This window comes from Rhizobium sp. RAF36 (genome assembly GCF_052114105.1).
In the GTDB taxonomy this organism is placed as follows: Bacteria; Pseudomonadota; Alphaproteobacteria; order Rhizobiales; family Rhizobiaceae; genus Rhizobium.
Genome location: NZ_JBFREC010000005.1, coordinates 33603 through 57282, shown reverse-complemented (window position 1 = coordinate 57282; position 23680 = coordinate 33603). Strand labels below are relative to the sequence as shown.

Genomic DNA, 23680 nt, shown 5'->3' with positions numbered 1-23680 from the left:
GTCATGGCGGATGCAGAGGGCGGATTTATCGGCGGGACGCCGGGTTTCGTTCATCTGCGCGTACACTCGGCCTATTCGCTGCTCGAGGGTGCGCTGCCGCTGAAGAAGATCCTCTACAAGGCTTCGGGCGACAGCCAGCCGGCGATTGCCATCACCGATACCAACAATCTCTTCGTCGCCCTCGAATTCGCCCAGAAGGCGATGGACGAGGGGCTGCAGCCGATCATCGGCTGCCAGATCTCCGTTGATATGGAAGACGGGCTCGAAGTTGAAAAGCGCGGCGGCCAGCAGATGATGGGCAAACTGCCTGCGATCGTCGTGCTGGCGGCAACAGCTGCCGGTTACGAGCGCCTCGTCGATCTGGTGAGCCGCGCCTATCTCGGCGGTGAAGACAACCAGGCGGTCCACGTCCGCGCCTCCTGGCTGGAGGAAGCCGGTACCGAGGGGCTGATCGCGCTCACAGGTTCGCTTGGCGGCCCCATCGATATGGCCCTGAAGCAGGGGCATATGGCGCCGGCGGTTTCGCGCCTGTTGCGTCTCAAGGCGCTGTTCGGCGACCGGCTCTATGTCGAGCTGCAGCGCCACGGTACCTATGACAAGCGCCACGAGCAGAAGATGATCGGCCTTGCCTATGAGCACGATCTGCCGCTGGTCGCGACCAACGAGGCCTTCTTCCCGGCGCGCGACGATTATGACGCGCATGACGCCCTGATGGCCGTGGCGCACAACGCCATCGTCTCCGACGACAGCCGCTTCCGACTGACTCCGGATCACTATCTGAAGAGCCGGGCGGAGATGGCCAAGCTTTTTGCCGATCTGCCGGAGGCGCTGGAAAGCACGCTGGAGATCGCAAGACGCTGCTCCTTCGTGCTGCAGACCCGCAAGCCGATCCTGCCGCGCTTTACCGGTGCCAGCGACGACGCCGACGAGGCTGATCGTGCCGAATCCGGCGAACTGCGGCGCCAGGCCGTGGAGGGCCTCGATATGCGTCTGGCGACGCTCGGAATGTCGCCGGGCTACGAGGAAAAGGACTATCGCGACCGGCTCGAATTCGAGCTCAGTGTCATCGAGAAGATGAAGTTTCCCGGCTACTTCCTGATCGTTGCCGACTTCATCAAATGGGCCAAGCTGCAGGATATTCCGGTCGGCCCGGGCCGCGGTTCTGGTGCGGGCTCGCTGGTCGCCTACGCCCTGACGATTACCGACGTCGATCCGCTGCGCTTCTCGCTGCTGTTCGAACGCTTCCTCAATCCCGACCGCGTATCGATGCCCGACTTCGATATCGACTTCTGCCAGGATCGCCGCGAAGAGGTGATCCGCTACGTGCAGAAGAAATACGGCCGCGAGCAGGTGGCGCAGATCATCACCTTCGGTTCGCTGCAGGCGCGTGCTGCACTGCGCGACGTCGGTCGTGTGCTCGAGATGCCTTATGGCCAGGTTGACAAGATCTGCAAGCTGGTGCCGAACAACCCGGCCAATCCGACGCCGCTGTCGAAGGCGATCGAGGAAGAGCCGAAGCTGCAGGAAGAGGCGGCCAAGGAGCCCGTTGTCGCCCGTCTGCTCGACATCGCCCAGAAGATCGAAGGTCTGTACCGCCATGCCTCGACCCACGCCGCCGGTATCGTCATCGGTGACCGTCCGCTGTCGAAGCTGGTGCCGATGTATCGCGATCCGCGCTCCGACATGCCGGTCACCCAGTTCAACATGAAGTGGGTGGAACAGGCTGGCCTTGTGAAGTTCGACTTCCTCGGCCTGAAGACGCTGACCGTTCTGAAGGTCGCCGTCGATTTCGTCGCCAAGCGCGGCATCAAGGTCGATCTGGCCTCGATCCCGCTCGATGACAAGAAGACCTACGAGATGCTGTCGCGCGGCGAAACGGTCGGCGTGTTCCAGGTGGAAAGTGCCGGCATGCGCAAGGCGCTGATCGGCATGAAGCCCGACTGCATCGAGGACATCATCGCGCTGGTGGCGCTCTACCGCCCTGGCCCGATGGAAAACATCCCGACCTACAATGCCCGCAAGCATGGCGAGGAAGAGGTCGAGTCGATCCATCCGACCATCGACTACCTGTTGAAGGAAACCCAGGGCGTTATCGTCTACCAGGAGCAGGTCATGCAGATCGCTCAGGTTCTCTCCGGCTACTCGCTGGGTGAAGCTGACCTTCTGCGCCGCGCCATGGGTAAGAAGATCAAGGCGGAGATGGACCAGCAGCGCGAGCGCTTCGTCAGCGGCGCCGTCAAGAACGGCGTGTCGAAGCCGCAGGCCGACAACATTTTCGAACTGCTCGCCAAGTTTGCCAATTACGGCTTCAACAAGTCGCATGCCGCCGCCTACGCCATCGTCTCGTACCAGACGGCCTATATGAAGGCGCATTATCCGGTCGAGTTCCTGGCCGCCTCGATGACGCTCGATATGTCGAACACCGATAAGGTCAACGACTTCCGCCAGGATGCCAAGCGCCTCGGCATCGACGTGATTGCGCCCTCGGTCCAGACGTCGTTCCGGCATTTCGAGACGGGCGAGGAGCGGATCTACTACGCGCTGGCAGCGCTCAAGGGCGTCGGCGAAAACGCCGTCGAACACATCGTCTCGGTGCGCGGCGACAAACCCTTTGCAAGTATCGAGGACTTCTGCCTGCGCATCGATCCGCGCCAGGTGAACCGCCGCGTGCTCGAAAGCCTGATCTATGCCGGCGCCTTCGACTGCTTCAATCTCGACCGGGCGCAGCTTTCGGCTGGTCTCGACCGCGTGCTCGGCTATGCGCAGCGCGCGCAGGAAAACAAGCTGAGCGGCCAGTCCGATATCTTCGGTGGCGCGCTGTCGTCGGGACCGGAAAAGATCGCCCTGCCGCCTTATTCGCCCTGGCTCGCCTCGGAGCGGCTGCTGAAGGAATTTCAGGTTCTCGGTTTCTATCTGACGGCACATCCGCTCGACAGTTACAACAGCCTGTTGGACAAGATGCGCGTGCAGACCTTTGCGGATTTCTCCGCGGCTGTCAGGCAGGGGGCCGCCAATGGCCGTCTGGCCGGTACCGTGATTTCCAAGCAGGAGCGCAAGACGCGCACCGGCAACAAGATGGGCATCATCGTCTTCTCGGATTCGTCGGGCCAATACGAAGCCGTGCTGTTTTCCGAGATGCTGAACCAGTATCGCGATATCCTGGAATCCGGAAAATCCTTCGTCATCACCGCCATCGGCGAAGAGCGCCCCGAGGGTATCGGACTGCGGATCCAGACCATCCAGTCGCTGGAAGAAAAGTCGCTGCAGATGCAGAAGACGCTGCGCGTCTATGTCCGCGATTCCGGCCCCCTGAAGGCGGTTGCCGCCCACCTGAATGCCAAGGGCGAGGGGCTGGTGTCCTTCATCGTCATCAAGGAGGATGGCAAGCGCGAGGTCGAGGTGGCGCTGCAGCAGAAATACCGCATCACGCCGGAGATTGCCGCGGCTTTGCGCGCAGCACCCGGCATTGTCGATGTCGAGCTTGTCTAGCGCGTTACGGTGATGAAGTCGGTTCCGGCGCCCGTCTCAGGGCCGAGGCCGGTATCGGAAATCGTCATCGTCGAACCGGCGGCCAGCATCATGTCCACCTTGCGTCTGGTGTCGTCGGGGATCTGGATCCGCGACAGCGCGTTGGTGATCGGGCTGCCCATGATGATCGAGCCTTCTTGCGTCTTGATGCCGAGGCGCTTCATCGTCTGTGACGGCAGGTTGTTATCAAGCGTCAGGCCCAGCCAGTCTGCCGTGCCGTTTTCCTGATCGACCCTGTGCAGCGTGAAGAAGTGCGTTCCGAGCGCCAGTTGCGGGTTCTCGATGGTAACGGGAGCCTCGAAGACAGGCTTGAAATCCTGGCGGATCATCAGCACGCCATTCGGCGGCTCGCCTTTGCCTACCGCAGCGTAAACTTCCCTTAGGAGAGTATCGCTGGTGAGCGTTCGGTCGCCCTTGAACGCAGTCGGGCGCAAGGCCTTGAAAGCGTTGATCGCCTGCACCGTCGAGGGGCCGAGCAAACCATCCGGATTGCCGGCATTGAAGCCCAACTGATTGAGGAAGGTCTGGATGTCGATGATCGATTCCCGCTGGGCGCGGCGAGTGATCAGGATGCGGATCGGCTCAAGGTTTTCGGCGGGTGCTGCCGTTGGCGGCATCAGCGATGCAGACACCGTGTTCATCGCCAACTGTACCGGCTCGCCATCGGTGCTGCCGATGGATGGGCGTAGCTGGACGTCGGAGAGCAGCAGCGCCGGTTCCGGTGCGTTCGGGCGGAACAGCGACGGGTGGTCGATCGGCTCCGGCACGACGGCCGCATTGCTGATGATAACAGGGACGCTGAGATCCGTCATCTTGTAGAGCTCTTTGGCGAAGGCGGCGGGCATGCGCACGCAGCCATGCGAGGCCGGATAGCGCGGCACGGAATTCGACTCGTGCAGGGCGATGCCGGACCATGTCAGCCGCTGCATCCACGGCATCGGTGCTGCCGAATAGAGATTGGACTCGTGATATTTCTTCTTCTCGAGCACCGAGAAGATGCCGCTCGGCGTCGTGTGGCCGGGCTTGCCGGTCGAGACTTTCGAGGTCGCCACGACCTCGGTGCCGTCATAGACCGCAAGCGACTGTTTGTCCTTGGAGACGATGATTTGCAGCGTCCTGGCATCCGCTGCGAGAGCAGGGTTCACCAGTGCGGTTGCCGACAGCAAGCCGAGGCCGAAAACAAAACGCGAGAACATGTTACCCAACCAATACGCAATACTCGAGGGGAACAATATTCAACGAAGTTTAAGGAAGGCTTGATCGCGAGCCTCCGGGGCGGCCGTCACGCACTCGTGATCAAGCGGCCGCTTATTGTAGTGGGCGCGAATGTATGCAAATCTCGACGCCGTGGCGGTTGGGGAGCCCGGCTATGCACGTCGATATTGTGTCTGCGTTCGACGAACTCGAGAAATTGCAGGGCGACTGGGAGGCGGTCTATGACGCCGATCCGGAATCCAACTATTTCATGTCCTGGAACTGGATGCGGCGCTATCTGCAAACGCGCGCTAACTGGCATGTTCTGGCGGCAAAGCGCGCGGAAGCGGATGAGCATTACATCGCATTCCTGCCGTTGCAGATCCGCCTGGATTTCGAGCCGGGGAAGGGTTTTTTCAATGCCATCCATATGGCCGGTATGCCCTTCTCCGTTTACAGCGGCATTCTTTCCCGCCCCGAATGTTCCGACGAGGCGATGGCGGCTTTCGCAGCCTGTCTGCAGACCTTCAACTGGCGCCGGTTCAATCTCGATGAGATCTATCTGTCCGACCAGCGTCTCTCCGCACTGATCGGCAGTTTCCCGCGCCAGGAATTCGTGCCGGCAAAGGTCGTCCGGGCTGACCATATCACCGATGCCGGCGAGAGCATCGATCACGATGCCTATGTGTATATTCCGCTGGCGGATGACTTCGAGACATTCCTCAGTACCCGTCTCAGCGCCAAGGCGCGCCGCAACGCGCGGGTCGCTCTGCGCGATCTGGCGAGCGGAAAGCATGGGCTGCATGTCACCCATACGACCGCCGAGACATTCGAGCAGAATCTCGAGACCTTCTATGCGATGTGGAATGCGCAATGGGGTGTGCGTCAGCCGGATTATGCGGCCGGGATCATTGCCGGTTGCCGCAAGATGCTGCCCGGTTCGCTCGATGACGGATCGCTTCTGGTGCCTGTGCTTTGGGAGGGCGACAGGCCTGTCGCCATGCAGGTCCTCTATCTCGATCACAAGAAGAAGACGATGATCTGCTTCATCGGCAGCCGGGATAGCAACGCGGCCTCTCATAGCCCGGGATTCACGCTGCATTGTTATTGCCTGCGCTGGGCAATCGAGAACGACTACCGGAACTACGATTTCGGCACCGGAGATTTTGCCTACAAGTTCACTTTCGGCGGCGAACAGCAGCTGGTGGAGCGTCGCAGGGTGATGACGGTCTCCGAACGCAATATCGGCGATCGTCTCGACCCGCGCTCGCTGGACGCGGCCTGTTACCGCGCCGCGCAAATGGCAGCGAAAGGCGATATCGAAAATGCCGATCTCTGCTGCCGCCAGATCCTCGCCACCGACCCTTCTCATTCCCAGGCGCTGGCGCTCGCTGAAAGCCTCGAAGCGGCACGGCGCCGGCCGGCTGCGGATATCGAGCTGGAGGCGCTGATGCGCACCGCGATCGCAGATCACCGTGAGGGCGCCCTGGCGCGCGCCGAATCCGGCTATCGCCGCATCATCGAAGCGGTGCCCGGGCACTTTGCCGCCCTGCATCAGCTGGCGCTCGTGCTGTTGCAGCAGGGCCGCCTCGATGCCGCAAAGTCGTCGATCCTTGAGGCGCTGGCCGCCGGGCCTGGCAATGCGGCGGCCCATTGCACCTGTGGCAACATTCTTGCCGCTCTGTCCGAGGATGCTGCGGCGATCGCCAGCTATGAGCGCGCCATCGCCCTTTCGCCGTCCTATGCCGCGGCCTTTAACAATCGCGGCAATGTTCTGCGCCGGATGGGCCGGTTGGAGGATGCGGCGGAAAGCTATTCGCGAGCCCTCGAACTGGCGCCCGATCACGCACAGGCGGCGCTGAACAAGGCGGCCGTGCTGGCGCAGATCAACGCGATGGCCGTCGTCTAGCGGTCGCGCTTGCCGCTCCCGAACGTGTAACCTGTCTCGACGGTGTTCTTGCCGAACTTTTCGCGCAGCTTGTCCATCGCCGCTTCGGCGGCCGCGCGGCGGGTCGATTGCTCGTCGATCAGATCGGGCGGATCGGCGCGGCCGGGATCGCAAAGATCGGTGACGCCGATGCCGAGCAGCCGAAACTTAGTGCCGTCGGTCTCCCGTTCAAGCAGCTCAACGCCGGTGCGGAAGATCCGGTCGGCAAGCTGCGTCGGGTCTTCCAGCCGCCTGTTGCGCGTCCGCAGCTTGAAATCCGCAGTCTTCATCTTCAGCACGACGGTATGGCCGGCGATGTCATCCTTCTTCAGCCGCCAGGACACCTTCTCGGAGAGGTTCCGCAGGATCGGCACGAGATCCTCGTGGCGGGAAATGTCTTCGAAGAAGGTGGTTTCCGACGAGACGCTTTTCGCTGCCTCGTTGAGATGCACTTCGCGATCGTCGATGCCGCGGGAGAGCCGGGCGAGGCGCTGACCCATGCTGCCATAACGGCGCATCAGGTCGGTCTCTTCCATCTGCTGCAACTGACCGATCGTCCGGATGCCGTCGGCCTCCAGCGTTGCCGCGAAGGCCTTGCCGACGCCCCAGATGGTCGTCACCGGGCGCGGCGCCAGAAACTCCACAGCCTCTTCACGCCCGATGACCGAAAAGCCGCGGGGTTTCTGCAGGTCTGAAGCAACCTTGGCGAGGAACTTGCAATAGGAAAGCCCGACCGACACGCTGATGCCGATCTCCTTCTCCACCCGCCGTACGAATTTCGCCAGCGTCCGGGCAGGGGGATCGTTGTGCAGGCGCTCGGTGCCGCCGAGTTCCAGGAAGGCTTCGTCGATCGACAGTGGCTGCACCAGCGGCGTCAGCTCCTGCATCATCGACCTGACCTCGCGGCCGACCCTGACATATTTCTCCATGTCGGGCCGGATGACGATCGCCTGCGGGCAGGCTTCCAGGGCCTTGAACATCGGCATGGCAGAGCGCACGCCATGAATACGGGCGATATAGCAGGCGGTGGAAACCACGCCGCGCTTGCCGCCGCCGATGATCACGGGCTTGTCGGCGAGTTCGGGATTGTCGCGCTTTTCGACTGCCGCATAGAAGGCGTCGCAGTCGATATGCGCCAGCGTCAGGCCATAGAGCTCCTTGTGCCGGACAAGCCGCGGGCTTCCGCAGCTGACGCAACGGCGCGTCTCCGCCTTCTGCTCGGCAAGGCAGTCGCGACAGAAGCCGGGTGTCTTGTCAGGTGCAGCCAAAGTCATCACGGGAACAAATATTGAACATCGCGACATTACGCTCTAAGTTCTTGAGTCTCAAGACAGAGGAGCGCCGTGGCGTTGGATAACAAACGGCATTTTGGGGCCGTTGGATCGATGAAGACAGAGGATCAGCCGCGGCCACTGCCGCCGGAGGCGCCAAAGTGTTCGCCGATATGAACAGATGCCTCCTCCCAGCCCTTCACCCGGGCGATGCCTTCCATGGCCGAAGGGGCAAAGCGATGAATGTCCGACTCCGGCATCAGGTGCAGCAGCAGGCAATCCTCGACATGTTCGTGGACGGAATGAAGGTTGCGGACCATGTCGTCAATAAAGGCAACGGGCACATCGCGGGCGCCGTGCAGCGCCTTCACGATCGGCCCCTTGGGCTGCAGCGAGGCGAGCAGCGGGTAATGCAGCTCGAAGCGGTCGAGCAATCTGCGGCGCTGGTCGCGATAGACGGGCGGCATGGCCGTCAGGAGCACGATGTCGGCGGTGCCGGAAAGGCGCGCCAGAGTTTCCTCTGCAAGCAGAAGCGGCGCCTGCCACTCTTCCTGCCGCTCGAAAAAGGTTTCGATCAGCCGGCTGACAGTGACTTCGTCAGCCGCTGTCCCGTCCGGCGTTTCGATGTTTCCGTGCAGCTTGAACGACCGCGGCACCAGCCGATAGCCCTCGCTTTGCAGAAAGCGTTCGAACGGCACGATGAATTGCAGCACGACGTCATCAACGTCGCAGACGATCAGCGGCCGGTCGGCGAGCCGCACATGCGATGTGTCGAGGTGCTCGATCTCTGCCACGGTCAATACTGCCCCGAATCGAGACCGGGCGACGAGAAATGCTGCCAGGCAGCCGTCAGCGCCTCTGGCGGCGTGCCGCTCGCCTGGCAAAAAGCCAGGGCCGTCGGCTCATGCTGCATGACGAAGTCGAGCATGCCCGAAAGGAAGGCCGTATCGTTGATCGCGTTGCGCACCTGGGCCGGTTCAATGCCGGTCAGCGCAAGAAAACGCGAAAACATGTCGGGTTCATTTGCAAGCCAGCCGAGTACGGCGATCGCCGTTTCATGCGGATCCCTGGCCAGTTGTTTAGAGGTCTTGAAGTTGCTTTGCATTTCGCTGGGTAAGTTACCTTTTTTTCAACCAAATACCGGTAGCTTGCCGCTATCGGTTTCGTAGCCGCGCGTTCGCAGGTCGCTTCTTGTCAGGCGGACATTTGCAGGGACGGAACATAGGAACGAGCTTGCCATGCCCAAACAGGTGATGATTGTAGAAGATAATGAGCTCAACATGAAGCTCTTTCGCGACCTGATCGAGGCCTCGGGATATACGACCATCCAGACCCGGAACGGCATGGAAGCGCTTGATCTTGCTCGAAAACACCGTCCGGATCTGATCCTCATGGACATTCAGCTGCCGGAGGTTTCCGGTCTCGAGGTGACCAAGTGGCTGAAAGAGGACGACGAACTACATGTCATTCCCGTGATCGCGGTCACCGCATTCGCGATGAAGGGCGATGAGGAGCGAATCCGTCAGGGCGGCTGTGAGGCTTATGTGTCCAAGCCGATCTCGGTTCCCAAATTTATCGAAACGATCAAGACGTATCTCGGCGATGCTTAGTGCATCGGAAAGAAGCTCATGACTGCGCGCATTCTGGTTGTTGACGATATTCCGGCGAACGTGAAGCTGCTCGAAGCGCGGCTCGTCGCCGAGTATTTCGACGTGCTGACCGCTGCCGATGGCTATGAGGCGCTGGCGATCTGCGATCGCAACCAGGTCGATATCATTCTTCTCGATGTCATGATGCCGGGTCTCAACGGCTTCGAGGTCTGCGAGCGCCTGAAGGCAAACCCGAAGACCTCGCATATTCCGGTCGTCATGGTCACCGCGCTCGATCAGCCGGCCGACCGCGTGCGCGGCCTGAAGGCTGGTGCCGACGACTTTCTGACCAAGCCGGTCAACGACCTGCAGCTGATCTCGCGGGTCAAGAGCCTGCTGCGCCTGAAGACGCTGAGCGACGAACTGCGTATCCGCGCCGAAACGGCGCAGACCATGGGCATGGACGATCTGCTGCGGGCAGGCGAGGGACGCGCCGAGGACGCAGGCCAGATCCTGCTTGTCGATGGCCGCGCCAATTCGCAGGAACGTATCATCAAGACGCTGAAGCCGATCGCGGATGTGACGGCGATCTCCGATCCGCAGGCGGCTCTCTTCGAAGCGGCGGAAAACGCGTTCGAGCTGGTGATCGTCAATACCAATTTCGACGATTACGATCCGCTGCGGCTCTGCTCGCAGTTCCGCTCACTGGAGCGCACGCGCTTCCTGCCGATCCTGATCATCACCGAGCAGGGCGCCGACGACATGGTCATCCGGGCGCTGGATCTCGGCGTTAACGACTACATCATCCGTCCGCTCGATCCGAACGAGCTTGTCGCCCGCAGCCTGACGCAGATCCGCCGCAAGCGCTTCAACGACCGTCTGCGCGCCAGCGTCAAGCACACGATCGAGCTCGCGGTTACCGACGCACTGACTGGGCTGAATAACCGCCGCTATCTCGACAATCACCTGAACGTGCTTTTCAACCGCTCGATGGCGCGGGGCAAGCCGCTCTCGGTGCTGATCACCGACATCGATCGATTCAAGCAGGTCAACGATACCTACGGGCATGATGCCGGAGACGAAGTCCTGAAGGAGTTTGCCAACCGCATCCGCTCGACCGTGCGGGGCGCCGATCTTGCCTGCCGCTATGGCGGCGAGGAATTCGTCGTCGTCATGCCCGATACTTCCCCGGAGGTCGCGGCAGCCGTGGCGGAGCGCCTGCGGGCGTCGATCGAAGACAATGGCTTCACGTTGAAATCGGCAGGCGAGGAGCTAAAGGTCACGGCCTCGTTCGGCATCGCTTCGCGCCAATCGAGCGTATTGACGCCTGATCAGCTGATGAAGCAGGCCGATCTCGCGCTTTACGAAGCGAAGAACACCGGCCGCAACCGAGTCGTCGCCGCGGCGGCCTGACGATACCAGGCCTGTTTAGCGGGTGGTTTTCCCAGTTTTCCACCGGCAGCAGTGAAAGATTAACAAATTTTAATGATCCCGCTGCCATATCGCAGGCTGTTTTTCAACTAAGACCCCAAAAATGGAGAGCCGATACAATCGTCCAATTTGAGGGGGATTTGTGTTCGTTTTCACGAATAGAATCGTTCTCAAAAGTCAGCGTCAAGCATAAATGGTTTTGCGCCAAGAGTTGTGGTGATGTTACTATTCGCGTGAGTGTAAATCGGCTACCTAACGTAACGGAAGTGCGCGATAATTGTACTGATATATATTTCCGGTGTTCTTCGATCGCGTTTTTCTTCATCAAGTAAAGAAACGTGATTCGTTCATTTCGCACCTGCCCCAAAATTGGACTTTTAACCATAGGGACAAGCTCACAAATCTAATCATTAAGAATTTGTTGATTTTCTTTCATTTTCGGGCAAATTATCGAGCCATAAGAAAAGCGCTCCCGAACATGGGATGCCGAGATACCCCATGATGCTCAGGTCCGCCGCATCTCCTGGGTCGTGGGGTCGGTCGGCTAGTTCGCAACTTTAAGCGGTTCCTCGTGCCGCGTTGCTTGCTGGCCGACCCCCTTTCGTAAAAACACCGCCCTTGCCGATAAACCGGTAGGGCGGTGTTTTTGTTTGCGCTAACATTTATCGTGACGGTAGACCGGAAAACGAAAAAAGCGCGCAGCCGTTGGGCGCGCGCCTTTTTCAAAACCCAGGGATCAAGAATTACTTGATCTTGGTTTCCTTGAACTCGACATGCTTCTTAGCAATCGGGTCGTACTTGGTCTTGGTCATCTTGTCGGTCATCGTACGGCTGTTCTTCGTCGTGACGTAGAAGAAGCCGGTGTCGGCCGTCGACAGCAGCTTGATCTTGATTGTGGTAGCCTTAGCCATGGTCGTCCTGCCTTTAATAAAATGAATGCCGTGGCAAGCCGGATGGGCTCCACGGCAAATTCTGGCGCGAAAATACGAATCTCGCCCGAAATGTCAACCTCGCTTTCGAATGAAAAGCAGTCTTATGCCTGAAAGCAGGGCATAAATGCCGAAGAAGCCGGCGATTGCCCAGGCAAATCCGTTATTGCCGGCAACATCGATCGCCGCACCGATCACTTGCGGACCAGCAACGGTGCCAACGGCGTAACAGAAGACGAAGGCGGCATTGGCGGCGGCGAGGTCGGAGCCCGTCAGCCGCGAGCCGAGATGGTTGAGCCCGACCGTGTACAGACCGGCCACACAGCCGCCCCAGAAGAGCAGGACGCCTGCCATGAGTACCCAGCTATGCACGAGCAGCGGCAGCATCAGCGAGCCGATACAGCCCATGAAAGCCATGGCTGCGAGCAGGGGGCGCTTGTCCTTCATCTTGTCGGACAGCAGGCCGACGGGAATCTGGAAGATCACGTTGCCGATGCCCATCATCGTCAGCAGCAGGGCAGCCTGCGATTCGGTAAAGGCGGCGCGGGTCGCATAGATCGGAAACAGCGCCAGCCCGCCCGCTTCGACCGCTCCGAAGATGAAGACGGCGGCGGTCGCCGTCGGCACCAGGAAGACGTAGCGCATGAAATGCAGTTCCGGCTTCTCTTCCAGCACCGGGCTTTCGTAGCGCGCGATGAAGATCGGGATCGCGGCAAGCAGGATGGCGACAGCGCCGACGGCAAAGGGAAGCACGCCGTCGCTGCCGAGGATCGAGAAGAGCAGGGGGCCGGCGGCAAAGCCAAGCGATAGCACTGTCGCGTAGATGCCGAGCACGAAGCCGCGTTTCGATCGCGGCGATGCGGCGTTGATCCAGAACTCGGATAGGATGAAGAGCGTTGTCGTCGCACCATGAAAGGCAAAGCGCAACGGGAACCACATCCAGAAGTCCTGGGCGTAGTAGAAGCCGATCGCGCTGAGTGCCGAGATCACCACGGCCCACAGCATGGTGGAGGCAACGCCGTATTTATGCGCCAGCTTCGTCGTGATCGGCGCGGCAGCCATGGCGGCAACGCCGGCCATCGCGGTGTTCAGTCCGATCAGCGTCGACGAAATACCGCGCTTCTCGAGGATGATGCTGAGCAGCGGAAGGCCAAGGCCGATCGCTATGCCGACAGCAGAGATCGACGAGACGGCGGCAACGAGCGACGGCCAATGGATTTCTTCAACATCGCCCGGCGTGCCGTTTCTCGGCTGAGACATATATCCATCCTTGAATGACTGAAACGAATCACCCGTCTCGTGCCACACAGAAGGGCACAGACATGCCAAATCCAGGTGACGGGCAGAGCTTTAAGGGAAGTCCGGCGCTGATGGCAAGAGATCGAATAGTCGAACATCAGATCAGTCAAGAAAACGCGCACCACTTTATTCGCCGGACAAAGACACAGGCAGGCAAAAAAGCCCGCCACGCGCATGAGCGTTGCCCAATACAAGCGAATTATGTCTGGATGGTGAAGGTGCCTCGAAACGCGCCCTAAGGCTTGTCCCTGCCAGGGATCTCATAGACGTCGTGATCATCGCTGTGACCGCCGAAACCATGCATCCGCAGCGCCCATTGCAGGCCGATCACTCCGCCCTTGATCGGCTGGATGATGAGGAGCGCCGAGAGCAGCGTCGCCGGCGCCCAGATGGCGAAGGTCAGCCACATCGGCAGCGGCCAGACGAGATCGGTCAGCATGTAGCCGCCGAGAATGACATGGCCGATGACGAAGATCGTCAGATAGGGCGGTAAGTCGTCCGAGCGGTGGTGATGCATAGCCTCGCCGCAGGCGGCGCAATTGTCGACCGGCTTCAGGAAGGCGCGGAACAGTTTGCCGCTGCCGCAGTTCGGGCATTTGTTCAGCATGCCGCGGATGATCGAACGGCCGAGCGGCCGCTCTGACGTGTCTGTGCCGCCGAATTGGACCGAGTGATCGGGTGCAGGCGTCGTCATCGCAGTCTTCCTCTGGCGTTAGCGCCGCCCTCGCGGCGGTCTCGTGCCTGCCTTCTTGCGGGCCTGCATGTTATCGCGGCGGCCGGACTTGTGGAACGAGCGCACCGCCGTCGGCATCGCCCGTCCTTCGCTGATCATCTCGAAGCGCAACGCGCCGGCCAGCGGAATGGCCTCGGCAAGCTTCACCGTAACAGTGTCGCCGAGACGGTAGCCAAGACCGGTCCGCTCTCCCGACAGCGCCTGATGCGCTTCGTCGTAGATGAAATAGTCGCTGCCCAGCGTAGATATAGGGATGAAGCCGTCAGCTCCATACTCGGGCAGGGCGACAAATAGTCCCGACTTGGTGACGCCCGAAACCCGTCCCTCGAACTCCTCGCCGACGCGGCCGGCAAGGTGGTGGGCGATCAGCCGGTCGACGGTCTCGCGTTCAGCGGCCATCGCCCGGCGCTCGAAGGTCGAGATTTCGGCGGCGATATCGTCGAGCGCGGCCTCTTCCTCGGGCGTGATCCCGCCTTCGCCGAAGCCCAGCGAGCCGACCAGGGCGCGATGCACGATCAAGTCGGCGTAGCGCCGGATCGGCGAGGTGAAATGTGCGTATTTCATCAGGTTCAAGCCGAAATGCCCGATATTCTCGGGGCTGTAGATCGCCTGGCTCTGCGAGCGCAGCACCATCTCGTTGACCATCGTCTGATGCGGTGTTCCATCGGCTTTCGCAAGAATGCCATTGAAATTGTTGGCGCGCATGTTGCCGCTCTTGGCAAGCGAAATGCCGAGCGTCGCCAGGAACTCGCGCAGGATCTCCTGCTTGGCAAGCGTCGGGCCGTCATGCACGCGATAGATCAGAACCTGCTTCTTCTTTTCCAGCGTCTCGGCAGCCGAAACGTTGGCCTGGATCATCATCTCTTCGATGAGCTTGTGTGCGTCGAGCCGCGGCGGGACGAAGACACGATCGACGGTGCCGTCACTCTTAAGCAGGATCTTACGCTCGGGCATGTCGAGTTCGAGCGGCTGGCGCCGCTCGCGGCCGCGCGTCATTACTGCATAGGCGTTCCACAGCGGCTTCAGGATCGGCTCCAGCATCGGGCCGGTCTTGTCATCAGGCTTGCCGTCGATGGCAGCCTGCGCCTGCTGGTAGGAGAGCTTCGCCGCGCTCTTCATCATGATCCGGTGGAAGGTATGGCCGATCTTGCGGCCTTCCTTCGAAAATACCATGCGCACAGCCAGCGCCGGACGATCGACGCCCTCGCGCAGCGAGCAGAGATCGTTGGAGATGCGTTCCGGCAGCATCGGCACGACGCGATCCGGGAAATAGACCGAATTGCCCCGTTTCAGCGCCTCGCGGTCGAGCTGCGATTTCGGCCGGACATAATAGGAGACGTCGGCGATCGCGACGGTGACGATGACGCCATCGGCATTGTCGGGCGAGGGGTCGGTCTCGGCATAGACGGCGTCGTCGTGATCCTTGGCATCGGCGGGGTCGATGGTGATCAGCGGAACGTCGCGCCAGTCCTCGCGATGCGACATCGAAGCAGGCTTGGCAGCCTCCGCCTCATCGATGACGGCCTGCGGGAAGACATGCGGAATGCCCTGGGCGTGGATGGCGATCATCGAGATCGCCTTTTCGGATCCGACGGAGCCGACGACCGAGAGAACCTTGGCGCGCGGCAGGCCGAAGCGGCCGAGCCTTGCGATCTCGACCTCGACCAGGTCGCCGTCCTTGGCGCTGCCGGTATATTCAGGGTCGATCACCATTTCCTCGCCGCGCCGCTCGATCGGCAGCAGGCGTCCGGCGCCGCCGGGTGCTGCGCGGAACACGCCCATGCTGGCGCCGCGGCGCTTGTCGAGAACCTTGATGATGCGGGCGGTATAGGAGGGGCCGCCGCGATCGGCAGCCGGAAAGATTTTCGCGAGAACCCGGTCGCCCATGCCGGCAACGGGCGCTTTGCCCTTGCCCTGGCGTCCCGCAGGTGAGGACTGGCGGATGGCGACAGCCGGCGCCACGCCCTGGTCGTCCGGCCATTCTGCCGGGCGGCCTATCAGCTCGCCGTCCTTGTCACGCGTGGTGATGTCGAGAACGGTCACCGGTGGCAATGCGCCAGGGCGGATCAGCGACTTGCGCGTCTTCTGCAGCATTCCCTCTTGCTCGAGGTCACGCAGCAGGTGCTTGAGTTCGACGCGTGTATCGCCCTTCAGCCCGAACGCCTTGGCGATCTCGCGCTTCGATGCCTTCTGCGGATGGTCGGCGATGAAGCGCAGTATCACTTCGCGCGACGGCATGGCGCCGTGGACGATGTCCACTGCTTCAGGTTGGGCTTCGCTGCCCGCACGGCCAACCTTGCCCGGACGCTTGCCCGGGCCTCTTGTCTTCTCGCGCGGTATCTTGCTCACACTCAGCTCTTCTTCGCTTTGGCAGGCGCCTTGGCCTTCGCCGCTTTCGGTTTCGCGGCAGCCTTGGTCTTGGCTGCGGCCTTCGGCTTGGCGGCAGTCTTGGTTGCCTTGCCTTCGGCAGCGGCTGCCTTCGGCTTGGCCTTGCCCTTCGGAGCCGGTGCCTTGCCGGCCTTGGCGGTGATCAGCTCGACGGCTTCCTCGACGGTGATCGCCTGCGGATCCTTGCCCTTCGGCAGTGTCGCGTTGACCTTGCCCCAATTGACATAGGGGCCATACTTGCCGTCGCGCACGGTGATCGCACCGCCGCCATCCGGATGCTCACCGAGCTCCTTCAGCGCCGCCGGCGTTCCACGGCCGCGGCCGCCCGGTCCCTTGGCGGCCTTTTCGGCAATCACGGTGACGGCACGGTTGAGGCCGACGGAGAACACGTCCTCGACGGTTTCGAGGTTCGCGTAGCCGCCGTCATGCAGCAGGAACGGTCCGTAGCGGCCGATGCCCGACGAGATCATCTTGCCGGTTTCCGGATGCTTGCCGATATCGCGCGGCAGCGAGATCAGCGCCATGGCCTTCTCGTAGTCGATATCTTCAGGCTTCCATCCCTTCGGCAGCGAGGAGCGCTTCGCATCTTTGCCATCGCCACGCTGGATATAAGGCCCGAAGCGGCCCGAGCGCAGCGTCAGCTCTTCGCCGGTCGTCGGATCGGTGCCGAGGTTCTTCGGCTCGTTCAGCGCCGTGCCTTCGCCTTCGCCATTGTTTTCCGAGGAGAGCTGGCGGGTGTAGTTGCATTCCGGATAGTTCGAGCAGCCGACGAAGGCGCCGTATTTGCCGAGCTTCAGCGACAGGTTGCCGGTGCCGCAGACCTGGCAGATGCGCGGATCGCTGCCGTCCTCGCGCTTCGGAAACACCAGCGGCGCCAGCGATTCATTCAGCGAGTCGAGCACGTTGGTGACGCGCAGTTCCTTGGTGTCTTCGATCTGGGCGAAGAAATCCTTCCAGAAGTCGCGCAGAACCTGCTTCCAGTTCAGCTCGCCTGCCGAGATGCGGTCGAGCTTTTCTTCGAGATCGGCCGTGAAATCGTATTCGACATATTTGGTGAAGAAGCTTTCGAGGAAGGCCGTCACCAGCCGTCCCTTCGAATGCGGGATCAGCTTGCGCTTGTCGATCGTCACATATTCGCGGTCGCGAAGCGTGGCGAGCGTCGCGGCATAGGTGGACGGGCGGCCGATGCCGAGCTCTTCCATCTTCTTGATCAGCGAGGCTTCGGAGTAGCGCGGCGGCGGTTCGGTGAAGTGCTGCGTCGAATTGATCTTCTGCTTCGCGAGGTTCTCGCGGGCATTGATCTCGGGCAGGCGGCCATCTTCGTCGTCGTTGTCGTCGCTCTGCTCGCCGTCTTCCTTCTGGTCCGTATAGGCGGCGATGAAACCGTCGAAGCGGATCACCGAGCCGACAGCGCGAAGACCTGCCTTTTCGCCGCCCTTGTCGGCGGTGATTTCGGCGGTCGTGCGCTCGATCTCGGCCGAGGCCATCTGGCTGGCGATGCCGCGCTTCCAGATCAGGTCGTAAAGACGGATCTGGTCGGCATCCAGGTACTTGCGCACCTCGTCAGGCGTGCGGTTGAAATCGGTCGGCCGGATAGCTTCGTGGGCTTCCTGGGCGTTCTTCGCCTTGGTGGAGTAGAGGCGGGCCTTGTCGGGAACGTAACGGCTGCCGAACTGATCGAGGATGGCGCTGCGCGCCGCATCGATCGCTTCAGGCGCCATCTGCACGCCGTCGGTACGCATATAGGTAATGAGACCGACGGTTTCGCCGCCGATGTCGACGCCTTCATAGAGCTTCTGCGCCACCTGCATGGTGCGCGATGCCGAGAAGCCGAGCTTCGAGGACGCGGCCTGCTGCAGCGTCGATGTCGTGAACGGCGGCGACGGGTTGCGCTTGACGGGCTTTGCCTCGACGCTGTCGACGACATAGGAGGCGCCGTCGAGCAATGCCTTCAGCTTGCCGGCTTCCTCACCGTTGCCGATCGCGCGCGGCTGCAACCGCTTGCCATTGGCCGCAACCAGCTTGGCTTCGAACTCATCGCCGCGTGGTGTCTTCAAGAGCGCCGAGATGTTCCAGTATTCTTCCGAAATGAAGCGCTCGATCTCGGATTCACGGTCGCAGACGAGGCGCAAAGCCACCGACTGAACGCGCCCGGCCGAGCGGGCGCCCGGCAGCTTGCGCCAGAGGACCGGCGACAGGTTGAAGCCGACGAGATAATCGAGAGCACGGCGCGCCAGATAGGCATCGACCAGCGGCACGTCGATATCGCGCGGATCGGCCATTGCATCGAGCACGGCCTTCTTGGTGATTGCGTTGAAGACCACGCGCTTGACGGTCTTTCCGCCGAGCACCTTCTTCTTGTTGAGCATGTCGAGGACATGCCAGGAAATCGCTTCGCCTTCGCGATCAGGGTCGGTTGCCAGGAACAGGCCGTCGGAGGATTTCACCGCATCGGCAATATCCTTCATACGCTTGGCCGAGGCCCCATCGACCTCCCAAAGCATTTCGAAATCCTGATCGGGCAGAACCGATCCGTCCTTTGCAGGCAGATCGCGAACGTGACCGAAGGAGGCGAGCACCTTGTATCCAGGACCCAGATACTTGTTGATCGTCTTTGCCTTCGCAGGCGATTCTACCACGACTACATTCATGATGATTCTCTAAAAACTGCCGCGTCCGGCGGGAGGATGAGCGCAATACTTGCCGCTTGCAGATTGCCGGTTCTCCGACATGGACAGGGAAATCGCTTCGGTCAAGGGGTTTGCTTCAATTTTACGTTTTGCAACGTAATGCAACCTAAGAGGGATTATAAACGTATTGCAATTTAAGATAATTGCGTTATCGTTTTTCAGGTGTGGTCAAGGCCCCTCCCAAGCCGCCGTCCGTCATTCAGAGACTGTCCATGTCGCCCAAGGGTTTCAACAAGAGAACCGACAAATCGGCTTCGCGCGAAAACATCGCCTTTGTCAGGCAGATGCTGGCGGAGTTGCGTCAGGTTGCCGAAAAGGAAGACGCCAGCATGCTCTGCTATCTGATCGAGATGGCCTATGTTGAGGCCGGCGAACTTCACAACCGCATGTAGTGCGCTCAGTCTCCCATCGCAAGGGAGACCATGCCACCGGGATGCCGGTGCAGCCGCCCGGCAATATCCAGCTCCAGCAGAACCAGATAGACCGAAGGCGCCGGAAGTCCGGTATGGCGGATGATGTCGTCAACCTCGACCGGCGCCGGACCGAGCGCATCGGTGATCCGCGCCCGCTCGGAATCGTCGGGCGGCGATAGGCCGGGGCCGTTACTGGCAGGTTCCTCCGCCATCGGTGCCGAAAACAGGTCGAGCTGCGAGAGCGGCGCCAGCGCCTCGATGACGTCGCTGGGCGAAGTGACAATCATCGCTCCGTCTTTCAAGAGGCCGTTGGTGCCCTGGCAGCGCGGATCGAGCGGCGAGCCGGGCACGGCAAAGACCAGGCGCCCGAATTCACCGGCCAGACGCGCCGTGATCAGCGAGCCCGACCGTGTTGCCGCCTCGACGACGACCAGCCCAAGCGCGATACCGGCAATCAGCCGGTTGCGGCGTGGGAAATCCCGGGCGCGGGGTTCCCAGCCGAACGGCATCTCACTGACCGCCAGACCGCGGCCTTCGCAGATTTCATCGAGCAGCGGCACGTTTTCGGGCGGGTAGGGCTGGTTGAGGCCACCCGCGAGAGCCGCGATGGTGCCGGTATCGAGACTGGCGCGGTGGGCGGCGGTATCGATGCCGCGGGCAAGGCCGGATACGACGGCATATCCCGCGCGGCCGCAGTCCCTGGCGATCATCGCTGCAAATTTGGCGCCGCTGATCGAGGCATTGCGCGAGCCGACGATGCCGGTTGCCGGCCGATGCAGAACGGAGACGTCACCCTTGACGGCAATCAGCGGCGGGGCGCCATCGATCTGGCGAAGGGCTTGCGGATAGTCTGGTTCGCCGATGCCGATGAAGCGGGCGCCGAAACGCCGGGCCGTTTCCAGCTCGCGATGCGCTTCGGCCTCGGTGGCGATCCTGATCGCCCGGGTGGCGCCGCCGCGGGCCGAAAGCTCGGGCAGGGCGGCAAGAGCCGCCTCGGCGGAACCGAAATGATTGATGAGTCCACGAAAGGTGGCGGGCCCGACATTGTCGGAGCGGATCAGCCGAAGCCAAGCGATCCGTTGCCGGTCCGAAAGCGCAATTCCCTTTGGCCTTGCGCTTTCGACGTCCATCCTACCCCTTCGCCCCGATCTTGCTTTCCGTCCCGCCGATGAGCCGGGAGATGTTGGCCTTGTGTTTGTAATAGGAGATGACCGACATGATCGCCATCACTGCTGCAACCTTTTCGTATCCAAATATCCACAATGCAACCGGAATGACAAGCATCGCCGTGAGCGCCGCCAGCGACGAGTAGCGGAAGACGAAGGCCATGGTCAGCCAGACGGCGGCAAAGACCAGAACGAAGAGCGGCGCAACGCCGAGAAGCGTGCCGATATAGGTGGCGACACCCTTGCCGCCCTTGAAGCCCAGCCAGACCGGGAAGAGGTGGCCGAGGAAGGCAAAGAGGCCGGCAATGGCGCCAGCTTCGGGCCCTGCGACATAGGCCATGATCCAGGCTGCGACCGTCGCCTTCAGCGCGTCGAGCAGCAGGGTTGCCGCAGCAAGTTTCTTGTTGCCGGTGCGCAGCACGTTGGTGGCGCCGATATTGCCGGAACCGATACTGCGAACGTCACCGAGGCCGGCTGCCCGCGTCAGGATCAGGCCGAAGGGAATGGAGCCGAGCAGATAGCCGGCAACGGCTGCAGCAAGCGCCATGGGCAGAGTGATCTGCCAGTTGGTGAGTTCCGAAATCATGTCCCCTCCACCTTATATTCTACGGCCTTGTCCCGAAGCCGCTGTCTTAACCGTTCTCGAAGACCCAGATTTCCGCGCCACCGAGCAGCAGCGCGGCCAGCGTGCAGAGCGTCACGAATACGGTGCTCAGCACGATGGTCGACGAATAGTGCTTTGAGCCTCGCTGCTTCCGGATGGGGGCGGCATGATGACTGTCGTTCTCGCTCTCATTCATGCCGCTACCTCCTCAGTCCAGCGAATGAACCTTGACCCCGCCCACATAGGTCGCCACGGCCCGGCCCGAGAAACGGGCGTCCTCGAAAGGCGTGTTCTTCGAGCGCGACAGAAGCATGTCTTTCGAAACGAGCCAAGGCTCTTCGAGATCGATCAGCGTGATGTCCGCCTTGGCGCCGGGCTTCAGCGTTCCTGCGTCGAGGCCGAAGATCTGTGCCGGGCGCGTGGACATCGCATCGATCAGTCGCATCAGGCTGACACGGCCGCTGTGGTGCAGGCGAAGGGCCGCCGCCAGCATGGTTTCGAGACCGACGGCGCCGTCTGCCGCTTCGCCGAAGGGCAGACGCTTGGTATCGACATCCTGCGGATCATGCGAGGAGACAATGATATCGATCTCGCCCTTTGCCAGCGCATCGACCATCGCCACGCGATCGTCTTCGGTGCGCAGCGGCGGGTAGAGCTTGAAGAAGGTGCGGTACTCGCCGATGTCGTTCTCGTTGAGCGTCAGGTTGTTGATCGAGATGCCACAGGTGACTTTCGCGCCGCGGCGCTTGGCAAGCTGGATCGCCTCGACCGACTCAGGCACCGAGATCATCGCCGCGTGATAGTTGCCGCGGGTCAGCTGGGCGATGCGCAGATCGCGCTCGAGCGGGATCAGCTCGGCTTCCTTCGGAATGCCTCCGAGGCCAAGCCAGCTGGCAAACAGGCCTTCGTTCATCACGCCTGTCGCGCCGAGATATTTGTCGCGAGTCTCGCAGGAGATGACGGCGCCGAACTCGCGGGCATAGGTCATCACCCGGCGCAGCACCTGCGTATCGTGAATGCTGGAGCGGCCATCGGTGAACGCGACGGCACCGGCTTCCATGAGAAGGCCGATTTCGGTCATTTCCTCGCCGGCCAGATGCTTGGTGATCGCCGCTGCCGGATAGACATTGACGAGCGCCTTGTCCTTGGCGGTCTTCTTGACGAATTCGACCAGCGCGATGTCGTCGATCACAGGATCGGTATCCGGCATCATGATGATGGAGGTGACACCACCGGCTGCGGCGGCACGGCTGGCGGAAGCGATCGTCTCGCGATGCTCGGCACCCGGCTCGCCGATATGGACGCGGGCATCGACGAGGCCGGGTACGGCAACGAGACCGTTGCAGTCGCGGACTTCGGCGCCATCAGGCACGCCCTGGTTCAGCGCATCCTTGCCGGCGGCAACGATCACGCCGTCCTTGACGACGATGGTGCCCGTTTCATCGAGATTGCGCGAGGGATCGATGATGCGGACATTGTTGAGGACGAGGTTGCTCATGCGCCCACTCCTTCCGTCCGCGGCCCCTGGTTCTGAGACACAAGCAGGGTCTCCATCACCGCCATGCGCACAGCGACACCCATTTCGACCTGTTCGGCAATCACGCTCTGCGGACCGTCGGCGACCTCGGAGGCGATCTCGACGCCGCGGTTCATTGGGCCCGGATGCATGACAAGCGCGTCTTCCTTCGCCGATTTCAGCGTTTCGGCATCGAGTCCGTAGAAATGGTAATACTCACGCACCGAGGGCACAAAGGCGCCGGACATGCGCTCGCGCTGCAGGCGCAGCATCATCACCACGTCGGCGTCCTTCAGCCCTTCTTTCATTGAATGAAAGACTTCGACGCCCATTTCGGCGATGCCGGCGGGAAGCAGCGTTGCCGGAGCGACGACCCGAACCCGGGCGCCCATGGCGTTCAAAAGCAGGATGTTGGATCGGGCAACGCGCGAATGCAGCACGTCGCCGCAGATGGCGACGATGATGCGCGACAGCTTGCCCTTGGCACGGCGGATCGTCAGCGCGTCGAGCAGCGCCTGGGTCGGATGCTCATGCTGCCCGTCACCAGCATTGACGACCGAGCAGGAGACTTTCTGTGCGAGGAGCGCGGCGGCACCGGCGCTCGAATGGCGGATAACCAGCACGTCGGGGCGCATCGCATTCAGCGTCATCGCCGTATCGATCAGCGTCTCGCCCTTCTTCACCGACGAATTGCCGACCGACATGTTCATGACGTCGGCGCCAAGCCGCTTTCCGGCCAGTTCGAAGGAGGCCTGCGTGCGAGTCGACGCTTCGAAGAAGAGGTTGATCTGCGTCAGACCTCTCAGCGTCGACGTCTTCTTTTCTCTCTGTCGGCTGATCTTGACGGCCTCGTCGGCCTTGTCGAGGAGAAGGGTGATATCCTGCTCGGTGAGACCTTTGATACCGATGAGGTGGCGGTGGGGGAAAAAGACCATGAACCTGCCTCTTGCTGTGTCGCTGGGTCTATAATGAGTGCTGTCCGCGGCTGCAAGCTTGTGCTGT

The 23680-nt window shown here is 61.4% G+C and carries 19 protein-coding genes; 5 read left to right on the top strand and 14 right to left on the bottom strand.

Annotation, left to right across the window (positions count from 1 at the left end; all coding sequences use genetic code 11):
• Positions 1 to 3: 3 nt before the first annotated feature.
• Positions 4 to 3489 carry a DNA polymerase III subunit alpha gene (dnaE, locus tag AB4Z25_RS18265; RefSeq protein WP_112537405.1) on the top strand — a complete coding sequence of 1162 codons (3486 nt, stop codon included), beginning with the start codon at positions 4 to 6 and terminating at the stop codon, positions 3487 to 3489.
• On the opposite strand, the gene AB4Z25_RS18260 is transcribed toward dnaE, so the two are convergent.
• Positions 3486 to 4724, bottom strand: a complete 1239-nt coding sequence (locus tag AB4Z25_RS18260) for a L,D-transpeptidase family protein (protein WP_112537404.1) — start codon at positions 4722 to 4724, stop codon at positions 3486 to 3488. The two genes, dnaE and AB4Z25_RS18260, sit on opposite strands and share 4 nt — an antisense overlap.
• Positions 4725 to 4897: 173 nt before the next feature.
• On the opposite strand from AB4Z25_RS18260, the gene AB4Z25_RS18255 reads away from it, so the two are divergent.
• On the top strand, positions 4898 to 6631 hold the full coding sequence (locus tag AB4Z25_RS18255; RefSeq protein WP_162698665.1) for a GNAT family N-acetyltransferase: 1734 nt from the start codon (positions 4898 to 4900) through the stop codon (positions 6629 to 6631).
• On the opposite strand, the gene AB4Z25_RS18250 is transcribed toward AB4Z25_RS18255, so the two are convergent.
• The 3 genes from AB4Z25_RS18250 to AB4Z25_RS18240 form a co-directional block, all read right to left on the bottom strand.
• Positions 6628 to 7923 (bottom strand): DNA polymerase IV, encoded by a 1296-nt coding sequence (locus tag AB4Z25_RS18250; protein ID WP_112537402.1) that lies wholly within the window; start codon positions 7921 to 7923, stop codon positions 6628 to 6630. The genes AB4Z25_RS18255 and AB4Z25_RS18250 overlap by 4 nt on opposite strands.
• Positions 7924 to 8048: 125 nt before the next feature.
• A complete protein-coding gene (locus AB4Z25_RS18245) occupies positions 8049 to 8714 on the bottom strand; it encodes a hypothetical protein (protein ID WP_112537401.1) in 666 nt (221 codons plus the stop codon).
• Between the two features lie 2 nt (positions 8715 to 8716).
• Entirely contained in the window at positions 8717 to 9025 is a 309-nt protein-coding gene (locus AB4Z25_RS18240; RefSeq protein WP_112389695.1) for a DUF3572 domain-containing protein, read from the bottom strand.
• A gap of 133 nt (positions 9026 to 9158) precedes the next feature.
• On the opposite strand from AB4Z25_RS18240, the gene AB4Z25_RS18235 reads away from it, so the two are divergent.
• Together AB4Z25_RS18235 and AB4Z25_RS18230 are read left to right on the top strand one after the other, a co-directional pair.
• Entirely contained in the window at positions 9159 to 9530 is a 372-nt protein-coding gene (locus AB4Z25_RS18235) for a response regulator (protein ID WP_003547430.1), read from the top strand.
• A gap of 18 nt (positions 9531 to 9548) precedes the next feature.
• Positions 9549 to 10922, top strand: coding sequence for a PleD family two-component system response regulator (locus tag AB4Z25_RS18230; RefSeq protein WP_112516946.1), 1374 nt, complete (start codon positions 9549 to 9551; stop codon positions 10920 to 10922).
• A 761-nt stretch (positions 10923 to 11683) separates the two neighbouring features.
• On the opposite strand, the gene rpmG is transcribed toward AB4Z25_RS18230, so the two are convergent.
• The 5 genes from rpmG to topA all read right to left on the bottom strand — a co-directional run bounded on the left by rpmG (position 11684) and on the right by topA (position 18940).
• A complete protein-coding gene (rpmG, locus tag AB4Z25_RS18225; RefSeq protein ID WP_003587245.1) occupies positions 11684 to 11851 on the bottom strand; it encodes a 50S ribosomal protein L33 in 168 nt (55 codons plus the stop codon).
• Between the two features lie 93 nt (positions 11852 to 11944).
• Positions 11945 to 13129 (bottom strand): MFS transporter, encoded by a 1185-nt coding sequence (locus AB4Z25_RS18220; protein ID WP_112537400.1) that lies wholly within the window; start codon positions 13127 to 13129, stop codon positions 11945 to 11947.
• 274 nt (positions 13130 to 13403) lie between these two features.
• Positions 13404 to 13862, bottom strand: coding sequence for a DUF983 domain-containing protein (locus AB4Z25_RS18215; protein WP_112537399.1), 459 nt, complete (start codon positions 13860 to 13862; stop codon positions 13404 to 13406).
• Between the two features lie 18 nt (positions 13863 to 13880).
• The gene (gene rnr / locus AB4Z25_RS18210) at positions 13881 to 16250 is read right to left on the bottom strand and encodes a ribonuclease R (protein WP_112537398.1); all 2370 of its coding nucleotides are present in this window, start codon (positions 16248 to 16250) and stop codon (positions 13881 to 13883) included.
• Positions 16251 to 16252: 2 nt separating this feature from the next.
• Entirely contained in the window at positions 16253 to 18940 is a 2688-nt protein-coding gene (gene topA / locus AB4Z25_RS18205) for a type I DNA topoisomerase (RefSeq protein ID WP_112537397.1), read from the bottom strand.
• Between the two features lie 251 nt (positions 18941 to 19191).
• Between topA and AB4Z25_RS18200 the strand changes: the two genes are divergently transcribed.
• Complete coding sequence (locus AB4Z25_RS18200; protein ID WP_112389701.1) at positions 19192 to 19371, top strand: hypothetical protein; 180 nt, start codon at positions 19192 to 19194, stop codon at positions 19369 to 19371.
• A gap of 5 nt (positions 19372 to 19376) precedes the next feature.
• Here AB4Z25_RS18200 and dprA read toward each other — a convergent pair whose 3' ends face one another.
• From dprA to AB4Z25_RS18175, 5 genes are read right to left on the bottom strand one after another with little or no spacing between them, the layout of a single operon-like run.
• Positions 19377 to 20522: a DNA-processing protein DprA gene (gene dprA / locus AB4Z25_RS18195; RefSeq protein WP_112537396.1), complete on the bottom strand. Its 1146-nt coding sequence runs from the start codon at positions 20520 to 20522 to the stop codon at positions 19377 to 19379.
• A gap of 1 nt (position 20523) precedes the next feature.
• Positions 20524 to 21144, bottom strand: coding sequence for a glycerol-3-phosphate 1-O-acyltransferase PlsY (gene plsY, locus AB4Z25_RS18190; protein ID WP_112537395.1), 621 nt, complete (start codon positions 21142 to 21144; stop codon positions 20524 to 20526).
• A gap of 46 nt (positions 21145 to 21190) precedes the next feature.
• Positions 21191 to 21358, bottom strand: a complete 168-nt coding sequence (locus tag AB4Z25_RS18185) for a hypothetical protein (protein ID WP_162698664.1) — start codon at positions 21356 to 21358, stop codon at positions 21191 to 21193.
• A 12-nt stretch (positions 21359 to 21370) separates the two neighbouring features.
• Positions 21371 to 22660 (bottom strand): dihydroorotase, encoded by a 1290-nt coding sequence (locus AB4Z25_RS18180; RefSeq protein ID WP_112537394.1) that lies wholly within the window; start codon positions 22658 to 22660, stop codon positions 21371 to 21373.
• Complete coding sequence (locus AB4Z25_RS18175) at positions 22657 to 23613, bottom strand: aspartate carbamoyltransferase catalytic subunit (RefSeq protein ID WP_112516939.1); 957 nt, start codon at positions 23611 to 23613, stop codon at positions 22657 to 22659. The genes AB4Z25_RS18180 and AB4Z25_RS18175 overlap by 4 nt, the downstream gene beginning before the upstream one ends.
• Positions 23614 to 23680 lie beyond the last annotated feature (67 nt).

What these genes read in the sequence shown, in the direction of transcription:
- AB4Z25_RS18200 (WP_112389701.1), top strand. Translation starts at nt 19,192, where the DNA reads ATGTCGCCCAAGGGTTTCAACAAGAGAACCGACAAATCGGCTTCGCGC.
- AB4Z25_RS18240 (WP_112389695.1), bottom strand. Translation starts at nt 9,025, where the DNA reads ATGCAAAGCAACTTCAAGACCTCTAAACAACTGGCCAGGGATCCGCAT.
- AB4Z25_RS18250 (WP_112537402.1), bottom strand. Translation starts at nt 7,923, where the DNA reads ATGACTTTGGCTGCACCTGACAAGACACCCGGCTTCTGTCGCGACTGC.
- plsY (WP_112537395.1), bottom strand. Translation starts at nt 21,144, where the DNA reads ATGATTTCGGAACTCACCAACTGGCAGATCACTCTGCCCATGGCGCTT.
- AB4Z25_RS18220 (WP_112537400.1), bottom strand. Translation starts at nt 13,129, where the DNA reads ATGTCTCAGCCGAGAAACGGCACGCCGGGCGATGTTGAAGAAATCCAT.
- AB4Z25_RS18185 (WP_162698664.1), bottom strand. Translation starts at nt 21,358, where the DNA reads ATGAATGAGAGCGAGAACGACAGTCATCATGCCGCCCCCATCCGGAAG.
- AB4Z25_RS18235 (WP_003547430.1), top strand. Translation starts at nt 9,159, where the DNA reads ATGCCCAAACAGGTGATGATTGTAGAAGATAATGAGCTCAACATGAAG.
- AB4Z25_RS18180 (WP_112537394.1), bottom strand. Translation starts at nt 22,660, where the DNA reads ATGAGCAACCTCGTCCTCAACAATGTCCGCATCATCGATCCCTCGCGC.
- dprA (WP_112537396.1), bottom strand. Translation starts at nt 20,522, where the DNA reads ATGGACGTCGAAAGCGCAAGGCCAAAGGGAATTGCGCTTTCGGACCGG.
- AB4Z25_RS18260 (WP_112537404.1), bottom strand. Translation starts at nt 4,724, where the DNA reads ATGTTCTCGCGTTTTGTTTTCGGCCTCGGCTTGCTGTCGGCAACCGCA.
- AB4Z25_RS18215 (WP_112537399.1), bottom strand. Translation starts at nt 13,862, where the DNA reads ATGACGACGCCTGCACCCGATCACTCGGTCCAATTCGGCGGCACAGAC.
- topA (WP_112537397.1), bottom strand. Translation starts at nt 18,940, where the DNA reads ATGAATGTAGTCGTGGTAGAATCGCCTGCGAAGGCAAAGACGATCAAC.
- AB4Z25_RS18175 (WP_112516939.1), bottom strand. Translation starts at nt 23,613, where the DNA reads ATGGTCTTTTTCCCCCACCGCCACCTCATCGGTATCAAAGGTCTCACC.
- AB4Z25_RS18230 (WP_112516946.1), top strand. Translation starts at nt 9,549, where the DNA reads ATGACTGCGCGCATTCTGGTTGTTGACGATATTCCGGCGAACGTGAAG.
- rpmG (WP_003587245.1), bottom strand. Translation starts at nt 11,851, where the DNA reads ATGGCTAAGGCTACCACAATCAAGATCAAGCTGCTGTCGACGGCCGAC.
- AB4Z25_RS18255 (WP_162698665.1), top strand. Translation starts at nt 4,898, where the DNA reads ATGCACGTCGATATTGTGTCTGCGTTCGACGAACTCGAGAAATTGCAG.
- dnaE (WP_112537405.1), top strand. Translation starts at nt 4, where the DNA reads ATGGCGGATGCAGAGGGCGGATTTATCGGCGGGACGCCGGGTTTCGTT.